Genomic DNA, 23,517 nt, shown 5'->3' with positions numbered 1-23,517 from the left:
GAAAATGAGAAAAACAAAAATCGTATGTACAATTGGTCCAGCAAGTGAGTCACCGGAAGTTTTAGAAAAACTAATTGAGGCAGGTATGAATGTAGCCCGCTTAAATTTTTCACATGGTTCACATGAAGAACATGAAGTGCGCATTAATTTAATACGTGAAGTTGCAGATAAGTTAGGAAAACCAGTAGGTATTTTGCTCGACACAAAAGGACCTGAAATCCGTACGCATAATATGCAAAATGGAGAACTGCATTTAACAGCAGGTCAGGTAATCGATATTTCGATGACAGAAGTAGAAGGAACAGAGGCTAGCTTCTCTGTTACGTATGATCGACTAATCGAAGACGTAGAACAAAACTCCATTATTTTATTGGATGATGGTTTAATTCAATTACGTGTGCTAGCAACAGATACGGAAAAAGGGCTTATCCACACTATCGTAGAAAATGCTGGGGTCTTAAAAAATAAAAAGGGTGTTAACGTCCCTGGCGTTTCAGTGCAATTACCAGGTATTACTGAAAAAGATGCACAAGATATATTATTTGGTATTAAGCAAGGTGTCGATTTTATTGCCGCTTCATTCGTTCGTCGAGCGAAAGATGTATTAGAAATTCGTGAATTACTTGAGCAAAATGGTGGTAGTCATATTCAAATTATCCCGAAAATCGAGAACCAAGAAGGTGTCGATAATATTGACGAAATCATTTTAGTATCAGATGGATTAATGGTTGCACGTGGTGACCTTGGCGTAGAAATTCCAGCCGAAGAGGTACCTTTAGTTCAAAAGAAATTAATTCTAAAATGTAACCAAGTTGGGAAACCAGTTATTACAGCTACTCAAATGTTAGACTCAATGCAACGTAATCCTCGTCCAACACGAGCAGAAGCAAGTGACGTTGCGAACGCCATTATTGATGGAACGGATGCGATCATGCTATCTGGTGAAACAGCAGCAGGAATTTACCCAGTGGAATCTGTACAAACGATGAATAAAATTGCACAGCGTACTGAAAATTCATTGGATTATAAAGCAATCGTTTCAACACGTAGTCGTGAAAAAGAAGCAAATATGACAGAGGCTATTTCTCAGGCAGTAGCTTACACTTCGATAAACTTAGGCGTAAAAGCGGTATTGGCACCGACAGAAAGCGGAAATACAGCGAGAATGATTGCAAAATATCGTCCTGGTGTACCAATTGTTGCTGTTACGGGCTCTGCTAATACAGCCAATACATTAACGCTTGTATGGGGTGTCTATCCTGTAGTATGTCAACGTGTTACAACGACAGACGAAATTTTAGAACTGGCAGTAGACGAAAGCTTAAAACATGGCTATGTCACACATGGTGATGCAGTTGTGATTACGGCTGGTGTTCCTGTTGGTGAAGCAGGTACTACAAACTTAATGAAAGTTCACATTATTGGTGATCTACTGGCGCGCGGTCAAGGAATCGGCAAAGCGTCTGTAATCGGTAAGACAGTCGTAGCAAAAAATGCAGCAGAAGCATTAGCATATGACACAGATGGCTGCATTTTAGTAACGTTAGGTTCAGATCGCGATATGATGCCAGCGATTGAAAATTGCATCGGCCTTATTACAGAGGAAGGCGGACTGACTAGTCATGCTGCTGTTGTAGGGCTAAGCCTTGGAATCCCGGTAATTGTCGGCGTAAAAGAAGCGACAACATTAATTCGCCACGGTCAGGAAATAACAATGGATGCTGAAACAGGTGTTATTTATAAAGGACATGCAAGTGTACTTTAATAAATAATGACAAGGCTCTAGTAGGGGGAACCGTACTAGAGCCTTTTACATAACTAGTGAAAAATAGTATTTACATGTATTTGTTTTTTAGATGAAACTTATTGGGCTATAATAACGTATAGAAGGTATAGCTTTTTCAATAGAAAGGAGAAAAATATGAAAAAATTTTTTCTTAGTTTTGTTGTATATGCATTAGCCGAACTGGCGTTATTAATAGTTATTGGTCAGAATATTGGCGTTTTCAATACATTATTACTTGTTGTCGCAACGACAATTATTGGTATTTATATAGCGAAAAATAAAGGTATTAATTCAGTAAAAAACGTAAAACATATGGTAGCACGAGGGGAAGCTCCGGGACCGGCATTAGTCGATGCAATGTTGAATTTTAGTGGTGGTGTACTTTTAGCACTACCAGGTTTTATAACAGATGTTATCGGGTTGTTATTGCTCCTACCTATAACACGAAAATTATTCCAACCCTTAGTATTTTACTGGATGCGTAAAAAAATGAAAAAAGGACAATTTATCATTGTTCAAAAATAGATTTTTCTTTCAACTTAACAGCTAAAAATAAAAATAGTGGGCTAAGTAAAATACCATAAAAGCCGAATAACAAAATGGAGGCAGCGCTGATGAAAAACGTGTGAAATGTTCGCAATTGCAGTGTGTTCGACCAAAGCATAGATTCAGCGAGCTGCCTTGTAAGTTGGACAAACAAATACAATAGTAAAATGGCGACACATAAAAAGGTATTACCATTAAAATAAAAGTAAATGCTCATTGGAACAAGAAAAACGCCAATGCCGAAAAAGGGTAGTACGTCCGCAAAAGCAACAATAAATGCTTTCGTAATAGCTTGTTCAAATTGGAATATCATAAAGCCAGCGCAAAGAATGAGCAGTGTAATCGTAAATAACTGAAATTCCACAAATACAAAGTAATGAAACAGTTGCATAACTTTAGAAAAATGAGATTGCCATTCATTTCGATATTTTTTAGGGGCATATTGGAAAAACCAATAACGAGATTTCCTTGTTTCTAATAAGGCAAAATAATATGCAACAAGAAATATAAAAACTTCAATGACGTGCTTCATAAATATTTGAAATAAATTTGCTGTATAAACGACGATTGAATCAAAAATAGACAGTGATTTCTCCTGTAAAAACTGCATGAAAATGGATTCATATTCAGTGAATAGTGGGAAGTTTTGGAGTGTGTCTCGTATTTCTGGAAAGATGAGTATAATGCTGTTTATTGATATAATAATGAGGAGAACAATGCAAGAAAGTATCAATATTTCAACGATAATTGCAGCAATCCAATAAGCGATTTTACAGTACTTATGAAGAAAATTTATTATAGGATATGTGGTAAATGATAAAAATATAGCAAGAGATACAGGTAATACGAACCAAAGAATTACTAAATAGAAAATAAACCAGAAAACATTAATAGTTCTTTCGTATGAAAAATATTTAATATTCCTCATTTTTACAAAATCACCCCGATTCAAATGAAAAAATATTGTCAAAATATACAAAACACCCTCTTTAGTACGTATATATAGTCGCTCGTCCGACTTTTTCTTTATTTAAAGGATTTTCATTCACAAAGCTGTCAAAAATGATTATAATAGCAATGTAAGCGATTTACTTAATGGTTCATGTGAGCAAAAAACGTAAATGCTATGTTTGAAAAAGCGTTTACAATAAAAATTATTAGTATGAGGGAGCGATAATTTATGTCAGCAACAAAAGGTTTAGAAGGTATCGTAGCAGCGGAATCTAAAATCAGTTCAATTATCGATGACACACTTACATATGTTGGTTACAACATTGATGATTTAGCAGACAACGCATCATTTGAAGAGGTTATTTACCTACTATGGCACACTCGTTTACCTAAAGCGGACGAGCTTGCTGAGTTAAAACAACAATTAGCAGACAACATGTCTATTCCACAAGCTATTGTAGACCAATTCAAAACGTACCCACTTTCAACTGTACATCCAATGGCTGCACTTCGTACGGCAGTATCTTTACTTGGTGTATTCGATGACGAAGCGGATGTGATGGATCCAGAAGCTAACTACCGTAAAGCTATCCGTCTACAAGCTAAAATTGCAACAGTTGTGACTGCATTTGCACGTGTACGCAAAGGTTTAGAGCCAATCCAACCAAAAGCAGAGCTTAGCTATGCAGCGAACTTCCTATATATGTTAAAAGGCGAAGAGCCAGCAGCAATCGAAGTAGAAGCGTTCGATAAAGCATTAGTATTACATGCTGACCACGAATTAAATGCCTCTACATTTACAGCACGTGTATGTGTAGCAACATTATCAGATGTTTATTCTGGCGTAACTGCAGCTATCGGTGCATTAAAAGGACCACTTCATGGCGGTGCAAATGAGCAAGTTATGAAGATGTTAACTGAAATTGGTTCTCTTGAAAACGTTGAATCTTACATTCAAAATAAATTAGACAACAAAGAAAAAATCATGGGCTTCGGTCACCGCGTATACCGCAAAGGCGACCCACGTGCACCACACTTACGTGTAATGTCACAAAAGTTAACTGAACTAACTGGTAAACCAGAACTTTATCAAATGTCAGTTAAAATCCATGACATGATCGTTGAACAAAAGAAATTACCTGCTAACGTAGACTTCTTCTCTGCATCAGTGTACGATTCTTTAGGTATCGATCATGACTTATTCACACCAATTTTTGCAGTTTCACGTACTTCTGGTTGGGTAGCACATATTCTTGAACAATATGCTAACAACCGCCTAATCCGTCCACGTGCAGAGTATGTTGGACCAGGCATGCAAAAATATGTTCCAATCAGCGAGCGCTAATTTGGAATTTATGCTAGAATATTTGGGACTGTGTTACCTATAACACAGTCCTATGATTATGAATTTAGGAGGCAACATCCATGTCAAACAAAATTGTAGTTGAAAACGGCGTACTTAATGTACCAAACAACCCAGTAATCCCATTCATCGAAGGTGATGGAATCGGTCCAGATATTTGGGCAGCAGCATCTCGCGTAATTGACGCAGCTGTAGAAAAAGCTTATAACGGCGAAAAGAAAATCGAATGGTTAGAAGTTTTAGCTGGTGAAAAAGCATTCAACCAAACAGGTGAATGGTTACCACAAGATACTTTAGACAAAATTAACGAATACCTAATTGCAATCAAAGGTCCTCTTACTACACCAATCGGTGGTGGTATCCGCTCTCTAAACGTAGCATTACGTCAACAACTTGATTTATATGTTTGCTTACGTCCAGTACGTCACTTTGACGGAGTACCTTCTCCAGTTAAACGTCCAGAAGACGTTGATATGGTTATCTTCCGCGAAAACACAGAAGACATCTACGCAGGTATCGAATTCGAATCAGGCTCTGAACAAGCTCAAAAAATCATCAACTTCCTACAAACTGAATTTGGTGTTAACCAAATCCGTTTCCCAGAAACTTCAGGTATCGGTGTAAAACCTGTATCTAAAGAAGGTACTGAGCGTTTAGTACGTTCTGCTATCGAATATGCAATTAAACATAACCGTCCTTCTGTGACTTTAGTTCACAAAGGAAACATCATGAAATTCACTGAAGGTGGATTCAAAAAATGGGGTTATGAATTAGCTGAAACTGAATTTGCTGATCAAACATTCACTTGGAACCAATATGATGCAATCAAAGCTGACCAAGGTGAAGAAGCAGCAAACAAAGCACAAGCTGAAGCTTTAGCAGCTGGTAAAATCTTAGTAAAAGATTCAATCGCTGATATCTTCTTACAACAAATTTTAACTCGTCCAACTGAGTTTGATGTAGTAGCTACAATGAACTTAAATGGTGACTATATTTCTGATGCATTAGCTGCTCAAGTTGGTGGTATCGGTATCGCTCCAGGCGCGAACATTAACTACGTAACTGGTCACGCGATCTTCGAAGCTACTCACGGTACAGCTCCAAAATATGCTGGCTTAGATAAAGTTAACCCATCTTCAGTATTACTTTCAGGTGTATTAATGCTTGAACACTTAGGATGGCAAGAAGCAGCTGATCTAATCACTAAATCTGTAGAGAATACAATCTCTTCAAAAGTTGTAACTTATGACTTCGCTCGTTTAATGGACGGCGCTACAGAAGTGAAATGTTCAGAATTCGCTAACGAACTAATTAAAAACCTATAATTTTTACGAAATAGCGTAAAAATGATCACTGTAACAATCCGGAATGTGTCAACAGACGTTTGTTTCATGTAAAATTGGTTTGCTACAGTAATATTAGTACCTGGTTTAATCGAGGGAGAGAGAATTTATTCTCCTCCCTTTTTTAGCATATATCCTAAATTAAAAGGAGCGTATTCAAATGACTTTGAAACGTAAAAAAATCTCAGTAATCGGTGGCGGATTCACCGGCGCAACGGCAGCTTTTTTAGCAGCACAAAAAGAACTTGGCGATGTTGTATTAGTTGATATCCCACAAGCTGAAAATCCAACAAAGGGTAAAGCTTTAGATATGTGGGAAGCTGCGCCAATACAAGGTTTTGATTCTTTTGTAAAAGGTACTTCTAACTATGCAGATACTGCTGATTCTGATGTAGTCATCATTACTGCAGGTGTCGCACGTAAACCTGGCATGAGCCGTGACGACTTAGTTCAAATCAACCAAGGCGTTATGAAAACTGTTTCAAAAGAAATCGCTGCTCATTCACCAAACGCAACCATTCTCGTATTGACAAATCCTGTTGATGCGATGACTTACACAGTATTTAAAGAAACTGGCTTTCCAAAAAACCGCGTAATCGGACAATCAGGTGTACTTGATACCGCTCGATTCTGTGCTTTTGTAGCTGAAGAGCTAAACATCTCTGTAAAAGACATTACTGGTTTTGTATTAGGTGGTCATGGTGATACAATGGTACCACTTACTCGTTATTCTTTTGCGGGTGGTATTCCTTTAGAAACTTTAATCGCTCCAGAGCGTTTAGCAGCAATTGTAGACCGCACGCGCAACGGTGGTGCAGAAATCGTCAACTTACTTGGTAACGGTTCTGCATACTATGCTCCAGCAGCAGCACTTGTTGAAATGGCTGAAGCAATCATTAAAGATCAAAAGCGTATACTTCCATCTATCGCCTACTTAGAAGGTGAATATGGTTACAATGATATTTATTTAGGTGTACCAACATTACTTGGTGCAAACGGTATTGAAAAAATCTTTGAACTGGCATTAACGGATGAAGAAAAGGCTGCATTAGATAATTCTGCTGACGCTGTCAAAGCAGTTATGAAAGTTTTAGCTTAATCAAAGTTTATGAAATCGAGTAAGATTCATTCTTACTCGATTTTTTTATGCAGAAAAATATTATAAAATCGCCTCTTTTGTACTTTATACTATGCCTAATTATAAAATGGTTATTCTGCTTTTCGTTGTACTTTTAGAATAAAATTGATACTATGAAGGTAGTATGATAGAAAAGGGGTTGGCGTATCTTTGCTTCAAAAGAACAGTAAGCTTGGTCTCACTATTGATGAAATTACAGTTGGCGAGAAAATTCATATTACTGAAAAAATAGAAGATAAGGATTTATTGCTTTATTTAGGACTTACAAATGATAGTAATCCATTATATATTCAACATGAATATGCAGCGATGACGCCTTTTAAAAAGCCAATTGTACCAACTATTATGTTAAATGGCATAATTACGTCAGCTGTCTCAAAGTATATACCTGGACCAGGAGCGCGTATTATCGAACAACATTTAACGTATTTAGGACCACTCTATCATTATGAATTATTTGATACATTTTTAGAGGTAACAGCAGTCAACAAAGTACAGAATACTATTACTGTATCTGTGCTCTCCTATAATGAACAAAAGCAGCTTGTAATTAAAGGTACATTGCTGGTGACACCACCACTGGCATTATAGCGAGCGTCTTAAGATTTGAAATGGGGGTTTCAAATCACTAACGGAGGCAATATACATGACAAAGACAATTTTAGTTGTAGAAGATGAGTTTTCTATTGCGACCTTATTAAAATATAATTTAGAACAGGCTGGCTATTTAGTTGAGACGGCAGCCGATGGTCTAGAAGGGCTAAATAGAGCCATGGAAATTCAGCCTGATTTAATCCTTTTGGACTTAATGCTTCCAAAGTTAGATGGTATGGAAGTTTGTAAGCAAATTCGTCAACAACGAATGAATACACCGATTATTATGTTAACAGCAAAAGATGATGAATTCGATAAAGTACTTGGTTTGGAATTAGGCGCTGACGATTATATGACAAAGCCTTTTAGTCCACGTGAAGTATTAGCACGTGTTAAAGCGGTTTTAAGACGCTTTACACAAAATGTTGTGATTGAGGATAAGGATGCATCTCAAGAAAAAATGTACGAATTTGGACAATTACGAGTATTTCCTGAGCGTTTTGAAGTATTTTTACAAGAGGAAGCATTGGAATTTACACCGAAAGAATTTGAGTTGCTTATTTATTTACTCGAAAACAAAAACCGTGTCTTAACGCGCGATCAGCTTTTAAGCGCTGTTTGGAAGTATGATTTTGCAGGCGATACTCGTATTGTAGATGTGCATATTAGTCACCTCCGCGATAAAATTGAAGAAAATAGTCGTAAACCGATGTTTATTAAAACAATTCGTGGTCTTGGCTATAAATTTGAGGAGCCGAAAACTTCATGAAATCAATGAGTAACCGCTTATTCTTGACATTCATGCTCTCACTCGGAACGATTCTAGCTGTCCTAATGATTGTTATAGGTCAGCTTTTTCCTGTTTATGTAGAACAATACAAAGATCAGGCGAGCTCATCAAGTCAAGAAGCAATAGAAAAAGTGCTAGAGGAACGCCATATTACTTTATCTGAGGAAGATAAAAAAGCATTAGTTGCATCTCAAACAATCGAAATACAGGACTCGCTCTTGTCATACGTGCGTGCTCGTCTGTATGGTGTTTTGGCGATATTATTTACGATTACGCTGTTATTAATAGCCGTTGTAAGTCGTTATATGATTGTCAATTTCACCGCGCCGATTGATAATGTAACCGAAACGGCACTGGAATTAGCAAAGGGAAATTACCGTGCTCGTGCACACGAAAATGAGCAGGAACGCATGATGCCTCTCAGTCATTCCATCAATATTTTAGCGCGTAATTTACAGGATATTACAACTATTCGTGAAGTAGAAGAAGAAAGACTAAAAACGTTAATTGAAAACATGGGAAGCTCACTTATGATGATTGGACGTGAAGGAAATATTTCAATCGTCAACCGTGTGTTTTTAGAGCGCTTTGGCATGCAACTAGAGGATGTACAAGGAAAAGTTTTTCGTACGATTGGTTTACCGAAAACGCTTGAGCAATTTATAGACCATGTATTTTTAACTGAAATGCCTTATCGCCAACAAATAAAAATGGAAGTACAGCAGGAATTATATAATAAAGAAGTGTACGGTGCACCTGTTATTGGCGACCACGGACGTTGGCTAGGCGTTGTCATTGTTATGCATGATATAACAGAGCTTGTTCGCTTAGAGCAAATACGGAAAGACTTTGTAGCCAATGTATCACACGAACTGCGTACGCCGATTACATCTATTAAAGGCTTTTCTGAAACACTGCTTGATGGTGCATATAAGGATGAAAAGATGCTGCTGTCTTTTTTAGAAATTATGCATAAAGAGAGCAATCGTCTTCAAATGCTCATCCAAGATTTATTAGAGTTATCTAAAATTGAGCAACATGGTTTCACAGTAAATATTATGCCTATGGGCTTGCAGGATGTACTGATACGTGGTGCAGAACTAACAGGACCACGACTCGATGAAAAAAATATGAGTTTTCATGTGGATATTGCTCGTGATGTGGAAGTAATGGGGGATGCGAATCGCGTTATTCAAATTGTAACGAATTTAATCACAAACGCAATCACCTATTCACCTGAAGATACAACCGTCACAATCCGCTTGAAGGAAAATGATATGTATGGAATTATTGAAATTGAAGATGAAGGTATAGGGATTGAAAAGCATGAAATTGCACGTGTCTTTGAACGTTTTTATCGTGTCGATCGTGCACGTAGTAGAAATTCGGGTGGAACCGGTTTAGGGCTAGCCATTGTTAAGCATTTAGTGGAGGCACATCATGGGCGAATTCAGGTAGAAAGTAAAGTAGGGGTTGGCACAAAAATGATTGTAATGATTCCTAAAAAATTAACAAATTCTTTACAATAATTATATGTAAGATTCAAAATAGAGGGCTATACTGTTTTATAGAAACCCCCTATTTTGTGAAGACGAAAATAATTTTAAAAAATCTTGATAACTTGTATGAAGATTTTTATGGTTGCTACTTTAGCTTTCGCCACAGAAGAATCTATTTCCAAATTTATTTTGGGAATGGATTTTTTCTGTTTTACACGTAGTAGATTTAGGTGTAAAGTATAGTAGCATAAAAAATTGAGAGAAGGTTGACCATGAAAATCGTCAAAAGTTTCGTGCAAATTGGCTATCTTTATATAATATTATTTATTGGAAATAGCATTGCTCGTTTACTTCACTTGCCGATTCCCGGTAGTATAATTGGACTTGTTTTATTATTTTTAATGTTACAGTTTCGTCTTATTAAGTTAGAATGGATTGAGTTAGGCGCAGGGTTATTACTTAGTGAATTGTTATTGTTTTTCATACCTTCCGCGATAGGTATCATTGATTATGATGCATTATTTGGTATACAAGGTGTGAAAGTAATACTTGTTATTTCAGTCAGTGCATTTGTAGTAATGTTAGTGACGGGTTATACTGCGCAGTGGTTAGAGAGAAAGAAGGGTGATCCTGCATGAACATAGTGATTGCTGTCATTAGTTTATTAGGGACCATAGCGATTTTTTATGCTTGCAAAGCGCTCTATCAAAAGTATAGTAAAGAATGGCTTACGCCAATTTTGATTAGCCCGTTAGTTATTATTTTATTGTTGCTAGTAACTGGTACATCCTATGAATCTTATAATGCAGGGGCTGATATTTTATCGAATTTATTAGGGCCTGCAACCGTTGCATTTGCTGTACCAATTTATAAAAATTTTGATCTATTAAAAAAACATGCATTTGAAATTGTCCTTAGCATTGCAATCGGGTCAGCCGTTGCAATTGCTTCTTCCTTTATTATAGCGTTAATAGTTGGGCTAAATGATGAGCTTGTTCATAGTTTAGTGCCACGTTCTGTCACAACGCCTATTGCGATGGATATTTCCAATATGATAGGTGGTTCACCTACGCTTACTGCTGTTTTTGTTATGACAACGGGTATTTTAGCTAGTCTGCTTGCACCTATCGTGATGCGGATATGTCGTTTCCAAAAGCCATCTGCAAGAGGGTTGATGCTTGGTATGGGCGCGCATGGAACGGGTACGTCAAAAGCATTTGAATTAGGGGAACTAGAAGGTACTTTTGCTAGTTTAGCGATGATTGTAGCTGCCCTAATAAGCATTGTGTTGTCAGCTACATTTTTCCCAGTGTTAGAACATTTCGTTATGAATATCCTGTTACCTTCATGGTGACGGGGTATTTTTTTGTAATTGTATGTGTGCCAGTCACTCAAACAATTTATCTAATTTTACTTTATGAAATTATTTTGAATCTTTTTAAGAAATATCCCGTATACAATAGTACTAAGCATAAGGGAGGAACAGACATGAGTGTGAAAAGGACACTAATGATGGTAGGGCTTGGGATTTTCGGCATTGTAGCACTAATTGCTGTATTTACTTCATGGTACACAGTCGATGAATCGGAGCAAGCAGTTGTCATCACGTTTGGCCGTGCTGATGAAACGGTAACAAATCCAGGTTTACATTTTAAATTGCCTTGGCCTGTACAATCCGTTGAGATTTTGTCGAGAGAAACATTTAGTTTACAGTTTGGCTATAAGCAAAATAAAGAAGGCGAATTGGAAGCATATGATGTTGAAACGAAAATGATTACAGGTGATGAATATATTGTTCTAACAGATCTTGTAGTGCAATGGAAAATTACAGATCCTAGCAAGTACTTATTTAATGCACAAAATCCAGAAGAAATATTACATAGCGCTACATCAAGCGCCATTCGGTCAATTATTGGTAGTTCAACAATTGATGCTGCGTTAACAGATGGAAAAGCGGATATTGAAGCAAAAACGAGAGAATTGCTTGTTTCACTGATAGAAAAATATGATATTGGTATCGGTGTTCTAGGTGTCAAATTGCAGGATGTTGAACTACCAAATGCAGAGGTACGTGCAGCATTTACAGCGGTAACAGATGCACGTGAGACAAAAAATACAAAAACCAATGAAGCGCAAAAATATAAAAACCAACGCATTAGTGAAGCGAATGGTGAAAAAGATGCCATCATTTCAAAAGCAAATGGTGCAAAAACAGCACGTATTGAACAAGCTTATGGTGATGTAGCAGTGTTCAATAAAATGTATGAACAATATAAGGGCAATCAACAAATAACACGAGAACGTTTAATTTTAGAAACGCTCGAAAATGTTCTTCCAAAGGCACAAATTTATATTATGAATGATGATGGTAGTACGATGAAGTATTTGCCATTACAAGCATTACAACCAACAGCACAACAGGAGCCAAAAGAGCAACAGACACCAACAGACAAAAAAGAAGGGAGCGGTAATTAATGGACCAGAAAAATAAAGATCTTGAAAAATTTCTAAATTTTTTATCAGGGAAATCAAAAAATACTGCTCCAAGTGATGGAGACAATGTTATCAAGATGTCAAAAAAGGACCCGTTGAATCCTAAAAAATACATTTCTCTTGTTGTCACATTAACTGTTGTATTTGCTATTGCGATTATTCTTTTTGCTAATGTATATATCGTAAAAGAATCTGAATATGCTGTTGTTCGACAATTTGGGGAAGTAGTAAAATTTGAACGGGATCCAGGGCTTAAAATGAAAGTACCGTTTATTCAAAGTGTAACAACGCTACCGAAAAATCAAATGACCTATAATATTTCAGAGGAAGAGATTAATACAAAGGACAAAAAACGTATCATTATTGATAATTATGCAGTATGGCGCATTACAGACCCAAAAGCATTAATCTCCAATGCGGGTACGCTGACAAAGGCGGAATCTAGAATGGAGGAGTTTATTTATTCTGTCATTCGAACAGAGCTTGGTCAACTTAAATACGATGAAATCATTAATGATGAAAATTCCTCACGAGGTAGTTTAAATGATCGTGTAACAGCACGTGTGAATGAATTATTGCTAAACGATAAATACGGAATTGAAGTAGTAGATGTACGTATCCGTCGAACGGATTTGCCAGCAGAAAATGAGCAATCTGTATTTACGCGTATGGTTTCAGAACGACAATCAACTGCACAACTATATTTATCAGAAGGCGATGCGGATAAACGCCGTATCGAAGCACAAACAGATAGAGAAGTGCAAGAAATGCTAGCAACAGCCAATAAAGAAGCAGCATTGATACAAGCAGAAGGAGAAGCGGAGGCAGCGAAAATTTACAATAGCTCCTTCTCTAAAGACCCCGAATTTTATTCGCTCTACCGTACGTTAGAATCGTACAAGAAAACAGTTGGTGAGGATACGGTGATTATCTTGCCGTCTACTTCACCGTATGCAAAAGTGTTATCAGGCTATATAGAGTAATACTGGAATCCTTGCAGGGGTTAATAAAGAATATACTAAATATAATAGATAGTACTAGTTGTTAGGAGCTAAGCGGTGACTTCTGCTCTGAACGCACACAGCGTAAGACGCGAGCATTCCGCGCGTTAGCGAGGGTTGTGGCTTACGTGTGCTGAGCGGAAAGCACCCCGAAGCGGACAACAACGGCACAGCAAAAAAGTGTTAGATTGACGACAATCAATCTAACACTTTTTCACTTTTGACCTTGTAGTAATGCTAGTGTCCAATCTATGAAAATAATTCTAACAAATAATTGGTTGTGTTATAGACTGCTATTTTCTGATAAAATGATGTTGTTTAGAAATGATAGATGGGGGTAATAGCTGTGAAACTAACCATTAGCACGTGGCTCCAAAACCTAGGGATTGCTTGTAGCATCGCATCGTTTTTTACACTTTTCTTTCGTATATCTGATTTTGCTTGGATGACGAACAGTGTTTATCATATACCGGTATTTTTTGTTATTTTATTTTTATTAGGATTAGTCATTGCAGAGGATGTACGCAAAGCTTTTAAAAAAATATTTTGGTACGAGAAACGGCAAGAGAAACGCCCAATTTGGCAGGTGGGCATTGGTTTTATTTTCTTCCTCGCGCAAATCGGCGTGGTCATGGTGTTTAGTGCAGGACTAACACAGTTAAAGCTAGGCGGTATGCCGCTATTTTTTGTTATTGCTTTTATGAATGCTTTCATGATGACAGTTATTTATGAAGAAATTTTCTTTCGTAAAGAAAGAGCTAAAAATGTTAGTCAATAAGAGTAGAGTCGATTGCATGTGCAATTGACTTTTTTTATGGATTTAACTGAAAATATCATGGAATGTTCCGTGATTTTAATTTTTCAACTGATCTGCGTCCCTATGATTGGTAAAAAGTCTGTTTTCCCGATAAAGTAGAGGAAAGAGGCATTTTCAAACATACGTTTTCGTTTTACAATGAAAAGAACGACAACTTCAGGAGGAAATAAGATGACTAAGGAAAAATTGCTATTACTAGACGGTAATAGTTTAGCTTACCGCGCTTTTTTTGCATTGCCACTGCTAACAAATGATAGCGGTATTCATACCAACGCAGTGTACGGCTTTACAACGATGTTGCAACGAATTTTGGAGGAAGAACAACCGACGAAGATGCTCGTTGCTTTCGATGCAGGGAAAACGACATTCCGTCACGATACATTTACGGAATATAAAGGTGGCCGTCAAAAAACGCCACCAGAACTTTCAGAGCAGTTTCCTTATATTCGCAAACTTATTGATGCTTATGGAATTAAACGCTATGAACTTGATATGTACGAAGCGGACGATATTATTGGCACATTGGCAAAAGAAGCAGCGGGACAAGATATGGAAGTAATTATCGTGTCAGGAGACCGTGACCTTACCCAGCTCGCAACGGACAAGGTAACAGTGTACATTACGAAAAAAGGCATTACAGAAATCGAAAAAAACACACCTGCATTTATCGAAGAAAAGTATGGCTTAACACCTCTTCAAATTATAGATATGAAAGGTCTAATGGGGGATGCCTCTGATAATATTCCTGGAGTACCCGGTGTTGGCGAAAAAACGGCTGTTAAATTGTTAAAAGAGCATGGCTCAGTTGAGGCACTGTATGGAGCGATGGATACGTTAAAGGCTTCCAAGATGAAAGAAAAGCTTGTTGCCAATGAAGAGCAGGCATTAATGAGTAAAAAGCTTGCTACAATTTTTACTGAAGCACCGATTGATTTAACGTTAAATGACCTTGCTTATGGTGGACCAAATGAAGAAGAACTAATAAGTGTGTGGCAGGAGCTCGGCTTCAAATCACTATTAGATAAAAGTAATTTTACTGTGGAAGAACACCAACAGGCACCATTTGCTTTTGACATTGTAAAAGAAGTGAAGCCAGAGCACTTAAAGGACGTTATGGCGATACATGTAGAGTTAGAAGATGAGCATTATCATACTTGTCAGCAACTAGGTATTGCTTTAACGGATGGCACAGCTACGATTTATGTGCCATTTGAAGTGGCTTCTACATCAGATTTGCTACGTCGGTGGTTAGAAGACGCTACGAAGATTAAATATATAACAGATACGAAGGCAGCACAGGCGGCTTTAAAGCGTGTGGGTATTCGTTTAGCAGGGGTGGAGTTTGACCTATTGCTCGCATCCTATATTAATAACCCTGCACTTAGCGGTGATGATGTGGCAACACTTGCAAAAGATTTAGGCTATCGAGAAGTACAAGCAAATGAGGCGGTTTATGGTAAAGGAGCAAAACGTGCTATACCAGCAAGTGATGTACTAGCTGAACATGTTAGTCGTAAAGCGTTTGCTGTGTGGACATTACAACCTAAACTAGAGGCATTGTTAAAGGAAAATGAACAGTTTGAACTGTATAAAAACTTAGAACTACCACTTGCGTCGATTTTAAGTCAAATGGAAAGTGAAGGGATTACAGTAAATCGTGCCACACTTGAAACGATGGGGCAGGAGCTAAATAATAAATTAGTAGTGATTGAGCAGGAAATTTATGCGGAAGCGGGCGAAGCATTCAATATAAATTCACCAAAGCAATTAGGCGTTATCCTTTTTGACAAGCTAGGTTTACCAGTGATTAAAAAAACGAAAACAGGTTATTCCACAGCAGCAGATGTGTTGGAAAAATTAAAGCCAGAGCATGCCATTATCGAGCATATTTTACTGTACCGTCAGCTTGGTAAGTTACAATCAACGTATATTGAAGGCTTGCTAAAAGAAATTCATAAAGAGGACGGAAAAGTACACACACGCTTCCAACAGGCATTAACGTCAACAGGTCGCCTAAGCTCAACGGATCCTAACCTACAGAATATTCCAATTCGTTTAGAGGAAGGGCGGAAAATTCGTCAGGCATTTGTGCCATCACAAGAAGATTGGATTCTTTTCTCGGCGGATTACTCTCAAATTGAGTTGCGTGTACTGGCTCATATGTCAGAGGATAAAAACTTAGTGGAAGCTTTCCGCGAAGGCATGGATGTTCATACACGTACTGCGATGGATGTTTTCCATGTAACCGCAGACGAAGTTGATAGCAACATGCGTAGAGCTGCCAAGGCAGTTAACTTTGGTATCGTTTATGGCATTAGTGATTATGGTTTATCACAAAATTTAGATATCACACGTAAGGAAGCAGCCATTTTTATTGAGAAATATTTTGCCAGCTTCCCTGGTGTAAAAAACTATATGGAGGAGATTGTCCAAGACGCAAAATTTAATGGTTTTGTCACAACGTTATTGAATCGTCGTCGCTATTTACCAGATATCACGAGTTCGAATTTCAATCTACGAAGCTTTGCAGAGCGTACAGCGATGAATACGCCGATTCAAGGAAGTGCGGCAGATATTATTAAAAAAGCAATGATTGATATGGATGCTCGCTTGAAAAAGGAAAACATGCAAGCAAAACTTCTTTTACAGGTGCACGATGAATTAATTTTTGAAGCGCCTAGAGAAGAAATTGCCATGCTCGAAAAAATTGTACCAGAGGTTATGGAAAATGCCATTGAGTTGATTGTTCCATTGAAAGTGGACTTCAACTATGGGGCAACTTGGTACGAAGCAAAGTAAGGAGGGGTAAAATGCCTGAATTACCAGAGGTAGAAGGTGTCGTGCAGGCATTAAAGCCGGAAGTTGAAGGTCGCACAATTAAACAGGTTCAACTGTCAGAAATTATCCGATTTTCTTATGATGAAGGAAAGCAATGTATTGTCAAGCAAGCTGAGCCTGATGCATTTGAGATGGCATTATCTCAGATGACGATTACGAAGATTGAGCGCCGTGCAAAATATATATTTTTTCATTTGATGAAAGAAGACGTGTCCTATGTATTGGTCAGTCATTTAGGCATGACAGGTGCATGGTTTATCGTTAACACGCCCGATGAAATCAATGAGGAAAAATTTAAAAAACATATTCATGCAACGTTTCAAATGGCAGATGGTGGCTATTTAATTTATTCAGATATTCGCCGTTTTGGTGAGTTGCGATTTTTAACGAAAATTGAAGATCATGCGCCACTGACAAAAATGGCACCTGAACCGTTTGATGAGATAGCATGTGATTATTTTATAGCCAAATCCATGTTACCGAAATACGAGAAAAAGGCTGTTAAAGAAGTGATTATGGACGGACAAGTGATTTCGGGCTGTGGCAATATATATGCGACAGAAGCATTATTTGCACAAAAAATTCATCCTGCCCGCAAAATGAACCGTATAAGTGAAAAACGAAAACGTGCACTTTTTGAGGCAATTGTTGACGTCCTGCGCCAGAGCATTGATGCGGGAGGTTCAACGATTTCGGATTATCGTAATATTAATGGCGAGGCAGGGAGCATGCAAAACCGATTACAAATGTACGGTAAGAAGCTATGCCCAGTGTGTGGGACAGGGACGAGTCAAATGACAATTGGTGGACGTACATCCGTGTATTGTCCTAATTGTCAACATTAAAGGGGAATTTACTATGATTATCGGACTAACAGGAAGTATTGCAAGTGGTAAAAGTACAGTCGCCAAAATGATGACAGAACTTGGTTTACCGATTGTCGATGCAGATGTTGTAGCGCGTGATGTTGTGGAACCAGGAACGGAGACGTTGGCACTTATTGTCCAAAATTTCGGTGCAGACATTTTACTTGAAGATGGCAATTTAAATCGTCCAAAGCTTGGTGATATTATTTTTCACGAGCCAGCGAAACGCAAAATTTTAAATGATATTATGCACCCTGCTATTCGTCAGGAAATGTTACGCCAACGCGATGCATATATAGATGCTGGACAAAAGCATGTTGTGATGGATATTCCATTACTGTTTGAAAGTAAATTGGAGCATTTTGTAGAGCGAATACTTGTTGTTTCAGTTAGTGAAGAGGTGCAGCTTCGACGATTAATGGAGCGCAATCAATTATCAAAGGAAGATGCGCTAGCTCGTATGCATTCACAGTTACCCATGTCTGTGAAAGAAAAAAGTGCACATGCGGTGATTTACAACAATGAAAATTTACAACAAACAGAAGAGCAGTTAAAGAAAATTCTGACGCATTGGGGCGTACTTTAGTCAAAAAGCGCAACGTTAATTACTACACATAGAAGTTCAAAGAGGCTGGGACATAACTAGAAAAATTTAATGAACGGGGCTGGGACATAACTAAAAAAAATTTAAGAAACAGACGAAAGGTGTTCATAATTTTTTGCTATATGGAGACCTTAGCTATTCTTGCTTTTGCAATTAAAAAAATTAGAAGTGTTCACTAGTTGTTGGTAGCGAAGGCGGTGACTCCAGCTCAGAACAGCACATAATGTTAGACGCTGGCATTCCGCGCGTTAGCGAGGGTTGCGGCTTACTGTGCTGAGCGGAAAGCACCGTCGTAGCGGACAACAACGGCATAGCAAAAAAGTGTTAGATTGACTGCCATCAATCTAACACTTTTTCTCTTTTGACCTAGCCTCTTTGTTATTTTTCACCCTCTTGTTACACATCTTAGGTTAGTTGGCGTGCTCGCCCGTAGAAGAAATCAATCAGTATGTAGCCAAAGGCATTCTATGCACAGCAATTATTGCTGTGCATTTTTTTGTTTATAAGCGTAATAATAAGCATGAAGTACTGAATTTTTTTATTTCAAAAAAGGTGCTATTTTTCAGAAAATAAGAACTTTTTTATTATGGATATATAATGTTCATCTTTTTTAAAATTGTGTTATACTAATCAGCATAAAGTATATAATGAATATGAGTATGCACTCACAGGAGGATTTTATAATGACAGTATCAGTTGCTATTAACGGTTTCGGACGTATCGGACGTATGGTTTTCCGCCAAGCGATCGTACAGGAAGGTTTAAATATTGTTGCAATTAACGCGAGCTACCCAGCGGAAACGTTAGCACATTTGATTAAGTATGACACAAATCACGGAACATTCGAAGGTACGGTTGAACCAGCAGACGATGCTTTAATTGTAAATGGTAAACGTGTCCAAATTATTAGCGAACGTGATCCATTAAAATTACCATGGGCTACAATGGGCGTGGATATTGTAATTGAAGCAACTGGTAAATTCAATGATCGTGAGAAAGCAGCAATGCACCTTGAAGCAGGCGCAAAGAAAGTAATCTTAACAGCACCAGGTAAAAACGAAGATGTTACGATTGTTTTAGGTGTAAATGATGAAAAGCTTGATGTTGAAAAACATGATGTTATTTCAAATGCTTCTTGTACAACAAACTGCTTAGCACCAGTTGCAAAAGTGTTAAATGATACATTTGGTATCGAAAGCGGTTTAATGACAACAGTTCACGCATATACAAATGACCAAAAAAACTTAGATAACCCACATAAAGATTTACGTCGTGCGCGCGGTTGTGCACAATCGATTATTCCAACATCTACAGGTGCTGCAAAAGCATTAAAATTAGTGTTACCAGAATTAGAAGGCAAAATTCACGGTATGGCACTTCGCGTTCCAACACCAAACGTATCACTAGTTGACCTTGTTGTAGATTTAAATACAGACGTGACAGTTGATTCGGTTAATGCTGCATTTGTCAAAGCAGCAACAGAAGGGCCAATGAAAGGCATTTTAAACTTCTCAATTGAGCCACTTGTATCTGCTGATTACAACACAACAACTTACTCATCTACAGTTGATGGACTTTCAACAATGGTGATGGGTAATCGTAAAGTAAAAGTACTTGCTTGGTACGACAATGAGTGGGGCTATTCTGCACGTGTTGTAGACCTAGTGAAAAAAGTTGCAAAAGCGCTAGAAACAGTTAACGCATAATGAACGCTATTGGCACATTGAAATCTTATGGTTTCAATGTGCTTTTTTTGTTAGGTACGATGTAAAGCAAATTGTTTGAGTGCCTGGCACCAAATGAACTTTTCTTATTTGTAGGAAATTTGTTATAATACAAATATCAAATTGTTGTGGAATCAGGAGAGTAAAAATATGAGATGTCCTTCTTGCCAATTTAACGGAACACGCGTAGTGGATTCCAGGCCAGTAGATGATAATAAAGAAATTCGTAGACGTCGTGAATGTGAGTCGTGTGGCTTTCGTTTTACAACGTTTGAAAAAATTGAAGAAACACCGTTAGTCGTTGTGAAAAAAGAAGGCTCACGGGAAGAGTTTAGCCGCGAGAAGGTACTGCGCGGTCTTATTCGTGCTTGTGAAAAACGTCCGGTTGCTTTAGATGTTTTAGAGGGACTTGTACTATCTATTGAAAAAGACCTTCGCCGTATTGGGAACGCTGAAGTACGTTCAGAGGATGTTGGAGAAATGGTGATGGATCGTTTGGCAAAAATTGATGAGGTGGCCTATGTTCGTTTTGCCTCGGTTTATCGTCAGTTTAAGGATATCAATGTATTTATTGAGGAAATAAAAGAAATTATTCAACGTCAAACAGAGCAAAAATCTTAGGGAAAACAGAGAGGGTGAATGACGTTGATTCATTTGTATAAAGAATTGCAACCCGCAGATACTTTTGACATTCGTCTACCTCATGCGCTTTCCACGATGGAACGTCAATTAGTCACATTATTTTATCAACCTTTAACGGGTGCTGAGCCAATCAGTCTTTATTTAACACTATGGGCTGAAGCAGAGCAAATGCCTAAACAGCAAATGAATCATTATTATTTAATGAATGTGCTAGGACTACCAATCGGTAAAGTGTTCGAAGCACGCATCGCACTTGAAGCAATCGGTTTATTGCGAACTTGGAAAAAAGAAGAGGCAGAACAGCGAAGCTTTTTATACGAGCTTATGCGCCCGCTTGATGCAGATAGCTTTATGAAAGATCCTTTATTATCAATGTTTTTGTTTAGTAAAATCGGAGAGCAGGCATATCGGAAGTTGCGCCAACGTTTTATTCAGCCAGTAAGGGGTACAGCATATAAAGATGTATCACGCGCCTTTATGGATGTTTTTAAACCGGTTAATACCAATATTCCTACCGATTTGCAGGGTGGCATTGATAGCAAAGAAAATGCACAAAAGGTTTATCCGTTTTATTTTGAGCAATTTGATTTTGAGTTGCTACAGGCAGGATTATCTGACCAGTTAGTACCCGCAAATTTACTGACGCTTGAAGTGCGTGAAACAATTGCCAAATTAGCATTCCTCTATCATTTAACGGCATTGGATATGCAAAAAGTTGTTATTTTAGCGCTTGATGATGAGTTGGGTATTTCACAAGAACGATTACGCAAAGCGGCAGCCGATTTTTATAAGCTTACTGTTTCAAAAGAGCCACCAAAGCTTGCCAAAGTATACGCGCCACCGGTTGAGGAAGATGCTGTTCAAAAAACAAAAGATCAGGAGTTGCAACATTATTTAGAGTCAACACCTCCTGTCCAAGTGTTGCGAGATATTAATAACGGCAAAGAGCCATTACAAACATCTGTACAATTAGCTGAGAGCTTAATCGTTCAGCATGGGATGCCAGTAGGCGTGGTCAATGCACTGCTTGAATATGTCATGCTATCTACGGATATGAAGCTTCCTAAAAAGTATGTGGAAACCATTGCCGATCATTGGGTACGAAAAAACATTAAGACGGCAAAGGAAGCAATGGAGCTTGCACGTCAAGAACATGATAAATATACAACGTGGAAAAATAAACCACAGGTGCCGGCTAAAAATAATAATCAGTATGTCAAAGGGCGAGCGGATAATCAGCGTAAGGAAAAAGTACCTGAATGGTTTTATAAACGCAATGAGCAACCAGACGAGAGCGCTTCTTCAAGTACGATGGATTTTGAAAAAGAGCGCCAAAAAATATTAGCAATGCTTGGAAAAAGCGATAAGTAAAGTAGGTGAACGGTAATCGAACCAATTAATAAAGCATTAAAAAGAGCCATTAATGTACCATCATTTCAAGAGCGATATGAAGCGATGAGGCGAGAGATTTTAGAACATCCTCGTGTGCAGGCCTTTTTAGCAGAACACGCAGAAGAACTAAGCTACGATGCTGTTGAGCGCAATTTACCAAAGCTTCATGAATTTATTAGTCAATCGACGGTGTGCTGTGGTTGTGATCATACAGCGCATTGCACCAATTATTTAAAAGGTTTTATTCCGACTTTACGTGTTGTACGTAATACGGTTGAAATTGATTACGTACGCTGTGAACAAAAGGTGCGTGAGGACGAACGTCGGGATGTTGCGAATATGATTGCTAGTATGCATATGCCGAAAGATGTGTTGCAAGCGACAATCCAAGATTTAATGATTGATGATGAATCCCGTGTGCTTATCGCGCAACGGGCGGCACAATTTGTTAAGAAAACAGAGGAAACAGGGCAGCTACCAACGAAAGGCTTTTATTTATATGGGAAGTTTGGTGTAGGGAAATCCTTTGTGCTTGGTGCACTTGCGAATGAACTGGCTTCCAAAAAAATCCGTTCAGTCGTCGTTTTTGTACCAGAATTTTTACGTGAAATGAAAAATGCAATCGGTGATAATACGTTAAATGAAAAAATAGATTATGTGAAAAAAGCGCCGGTATTGATGCTTGATGATTTAGGGGCAGAAACAATGTCAGCTTGGACACGCGATGAAATTTTAGGGACAATCTTCCATTATCGAATGGCAGAACAATTGCCAACATTCATTACCTCTAATTTTAACTATGATGAATTAGAGCATCACTTAGCGCAGTCTCAAAAAGGGGATATTGAGGTCGTAAAAGCTGGCCGTATTATGGAACGTGTGAGAGCTTTGACGGAGCCAATAGAAATGCGTGGCAAAAATCGACGTTTGTAACATTGACAGTTGCAATTTACGACAATCGAGCGTATACTGTCTCATATACTATATAGCACAATGCAATGATGAGGACATGAATTTTGTGTAACGGCTTTTAGAGAGGGAAGTCATCGGCTGTAAGCTTCCTAGTTTGGACACATTATTTACTACCTACTGAGCAGCGAAAGGGCATATCTTTCGCCGGTCCCTAGCCC

General features: G+C 38.1%; 21 protein-coding genes. 20 read left to right on the top strand and 1 reads right to left on the bottom strand.

The features are described from left to right. The first annotated feature begins 4 nt into the window (after positions 1–4). Together pyk and MHH88_RS16505 are read left to right on the top strand one after the other, a co-directional pair. Positions 5–1,765, top strand: a complete 1,761-nt coding sequence (gene pyk / locus MHH88_RS16510; protein WP_069513748.1) for a pyruvate kinase — start codon at positions 5–7, stop codon at positions 1,763–1,765. 156 nt (positions 1,766–1,921) lie between these two features. Continuing rightward, on the top strand, positions 1,922–2,311 hold the full coding sequence (locus MHH88_RS16505; protein WP_024363804.1) for an FxsA family protein: 390 nt from the start codon (positions 1,922–1,924) through the stop codon (positions 2,309–2,311). Here the strand turns inward: MHH88_RS16505 and MHH88_RS16500 are convergent. Then, positions 2,295–3,260 carry an AI-2E family transporter gene (locus tag MHH88_RS16500; protein WP_069513974.1) on the bottom strand — a complete coding sequence of 322 codons (966 nt, stop codon included), beginning with the start codon at positions 3,258–3,260 and terminating at the stop codon, positions 2,295–2,297. The two genes, MHH88_RS16505 and MHH88_RS16500, sit on opposite strands and share 17 nt — an antisense overlap. Positions 3,261–3,512: 252 nt before the next feature. On the opposite strand from MHH88_RS16500, the gene citZ reads away from it, so the two are divergent. The 18 genes from citZ (at position 3,513) to dnaI (ending at position 23,320) form a co-directional block, all read left to right on the top strand. Continuing rightward, positions 3,513–4,628 (top strand): citrate synthase, encoded by a 1,116-nt coding sequence (citZ, locus tag MHH88_RS16495; RefSeq protein WP_339259469.1) that lies wholly within the window; start codon positions 3,513–3,515, stop codon positions 4,626–4,628. 80 nt (positions 4,629–4,708) lie between these two features. Then, positions 4,709–5,971 carry an NADP-dependent isocitrate dehydrogenase gene (gene icd, locus MHH88_RS16490; RefSeq protein WP_024363807.1) on the top strand — a complete coding sequence of 421 codons (1,263 nt, stop codon included), beginning with the start codon at positions 4,709–4,711 and terminating at the stop codon, positions 5,969–5,971. Between the two features lie 178 nt (positions 5,972–6,149). Then, the gene (gene mdh / locus MHH88_RS16485) at positions 6,150–7,088 is read left to right on the top strand and encodes a malate dehydrogenase (RefSeq protein ID WP_024363808.1); all 939 of its coding nucleotides are present in this window, start codon (positions 6,150–6,152) and stop codon (positions 7,086–7,088) included. Positions 7,089–7,277: 189 nt separating this feature from the next. Further along, on the top strand, positions 7,278–7,718 hold the full coding sequence (locus MHH88_RS16480; RefSeq protein WP_339259466.1) for a MaoC/PaaZ C-terminal domain-containing protein: 441 nt from the start codon (positions 7,278–7,280) through the stop codon (positions 7,716–7,718). Between the two features lie 55 nt (positions 7,719–7,773). Next, a complete protein-coding gene (locus tag MHH88_RS16475) occupies positions 7,774–8,490 on the top strand; it encodes a response regulator transcription factor (RefSeq protein WP_024363810.1) in 717 nt (238 codons plus the stop codon). Further along, a complete protein-coding gene (locus tag MHH88_RS16470; protein WP_339259464.1) occupies positions 8,487–10,040 on the top strand; it encodes an ATP-binding protein in 1,554 nt (517 codons plus the stop codon). Before MHH88_RS16475 ends, MHH88_RS16470 begins: the two co-directional genes overlap by 4 nt. A gap of 242 nt (positions 10,041–10,282) precedes the next feature. Beyond that, on the top strand, positions 10,283–10,648 hold the full coding sequence (locus MHH88_RS16465) for a CidA/LrgA family holin-like protein (protein WP_069513741.1): 366 nt from the start codon (positions 10,283–10,285) through the stop codon (positions 10,646–10,648). Continuing rightward, complete coding sequence (locus MHH88_RS16460; protein WP_339259461.1) at positions 10,645–11,364, top strand: LrgB family protein; 720 nt, start codon at positions 10,645–10,647, stop codon at positions 11,362–11,364. Before MHH88_RS16465 ends, MHH88_RS16460 begins: the two co-directional genes overlap by 4 nt. A gap of 134 nt (positions 11,365–11,498) precedes the next feature. After that, positions 11,499–12,485 (top strand): FtsH protease activity modulator HflK, encoded by a 987-nt coding sequence (gene hflK / locus MHH88_RS16455; protein WP_069513738.1) that lies wholly within the window; start codon positions 11,499–11,501, stop codon positions 12,483–12,485. Further along, the gene (locus MHH88_RS16450; RefSeq protein WP_339259459.1) at positions 12,485–13,486 is read left to right on the top strand and encodes a protease modulator HflC; all 1,002 of its coding nucleotides are present in this window, start codon (positions 12,485–12,487) and stop codon (positions 13,484–13,486) included. Before hflK ends, MHH88_RS16450 begins: the two co-directional genes overlap by 1 nt. Positions 13,487–13,850: 364 nt before the next feature. Further along, entirely contained in the window at positions 13,851–14,282 is a 432-nt protein-coding gene (locus MHH88_RS16445) for a hypothetical protein (RefSeq protein WP_024363816.1), read from the top strand. A 210-nt stretch (positions 14,283–14,492) separates the two neighbouring features. Continuing rightward, positions 14,493–17,120: a DNA polymerase I gene (polA, locus tag MHH88_RS16440; protein ID WP_339259456.1), complete on the top strand. Its 2,628-nt coding sequence runs from the start codon at positions 14,493–14,495 to the stop codon at positions 17,118–17,120. An 11-nt stretch (positions 17,121–17,131) separates the two neighbouring features. Then, positions 17,132–18,004, top strand: a complete 873-nt coding sequence (mutM, locus tag MHH88_RS16435; RefSeq protein WP_339259454.1) for a bifunctional DNA-formamidopyrimidine glycosylase/DNA-(apurinic or apyrimidinic site) lyase — start codon at positions 17,132–17,134, stop codon at positions 18,002–18,004. A gap of 13 nt (positions 18,005–18,017) precedes the next feature. Beyond that, positions 18,018–18,611, top strand: a complete 594-nt coding sequence (gene coaE, locus MHH88_RS16430; RefSeq protein WP_339259452.1) for a dephospho-CoA kinase — start codon at positions 18,018–18,020, stop codon at positions 18,609–18,611. Between the two features lie 701 nt (positions 18,612–19,312). After that, complete coding sequence (locus tag MHH88_RS16425) at positions 19,313–20,335, top strand: glyceraldehyde-3-phosphate dehydrogenase (RefSeq protein ID WP_069513729.1); 1,023 nt, start codon at positions 19,313–19,315, stop codon at positions 20,333–20,335. A 168-nt stretch (positions 20,336–20,503) separates the two neighbouring features. Then, complete coding sequence (gene nrdR / locus MHH88_RS16420; RefSeq protein ID WP_024363821.1) at positions 20,504–20,974, top strand: transcriptional regulator NrdR; 471 nt, start codon at positions 20,504–20,506, stop codon at positions 20,972–20,974. Between the two features lie 18 nt (positions 20,975–20,992). Beyond that, on the top strand, positions 20,993–22,366 hold the full coding sequence (locus tag MHH88_RS16415; RefSeq protein ID WP_339259448.1) for a DnaD domain protein: 1,374 nt from the start codon (positions 20,993–20,995) through the stop codon (positions 22,364–22,366). Between the two features lie 24 nt (positions 22,367–22,390). Further along, positions 22,391–23,320, top strand: a complete 930-nt coding sequence (dnaI, locus tag MHH88_RS16410) for a primosomal protein DnaI (protein ID WP_255313727.1) — start codon at positions 22,391–22,393, stop codon at positions 23,318–23,320. Positions 23,321–23,517 lie beyond the last annotated feature (197 nt).

Source organism: Lysinibacillus sp. FSL K6-3209 (assembly GCF_037976175.1).
Lineage (GTDB): Bacteria > Bacillota > Bacilli > Bacillales_A > Planococcaceae > Lysinibacillus > Lysinibacillus sphaericus_D.
This window is presented reverse-complemented; position numbering and strand designations above follow the sequence as displayed.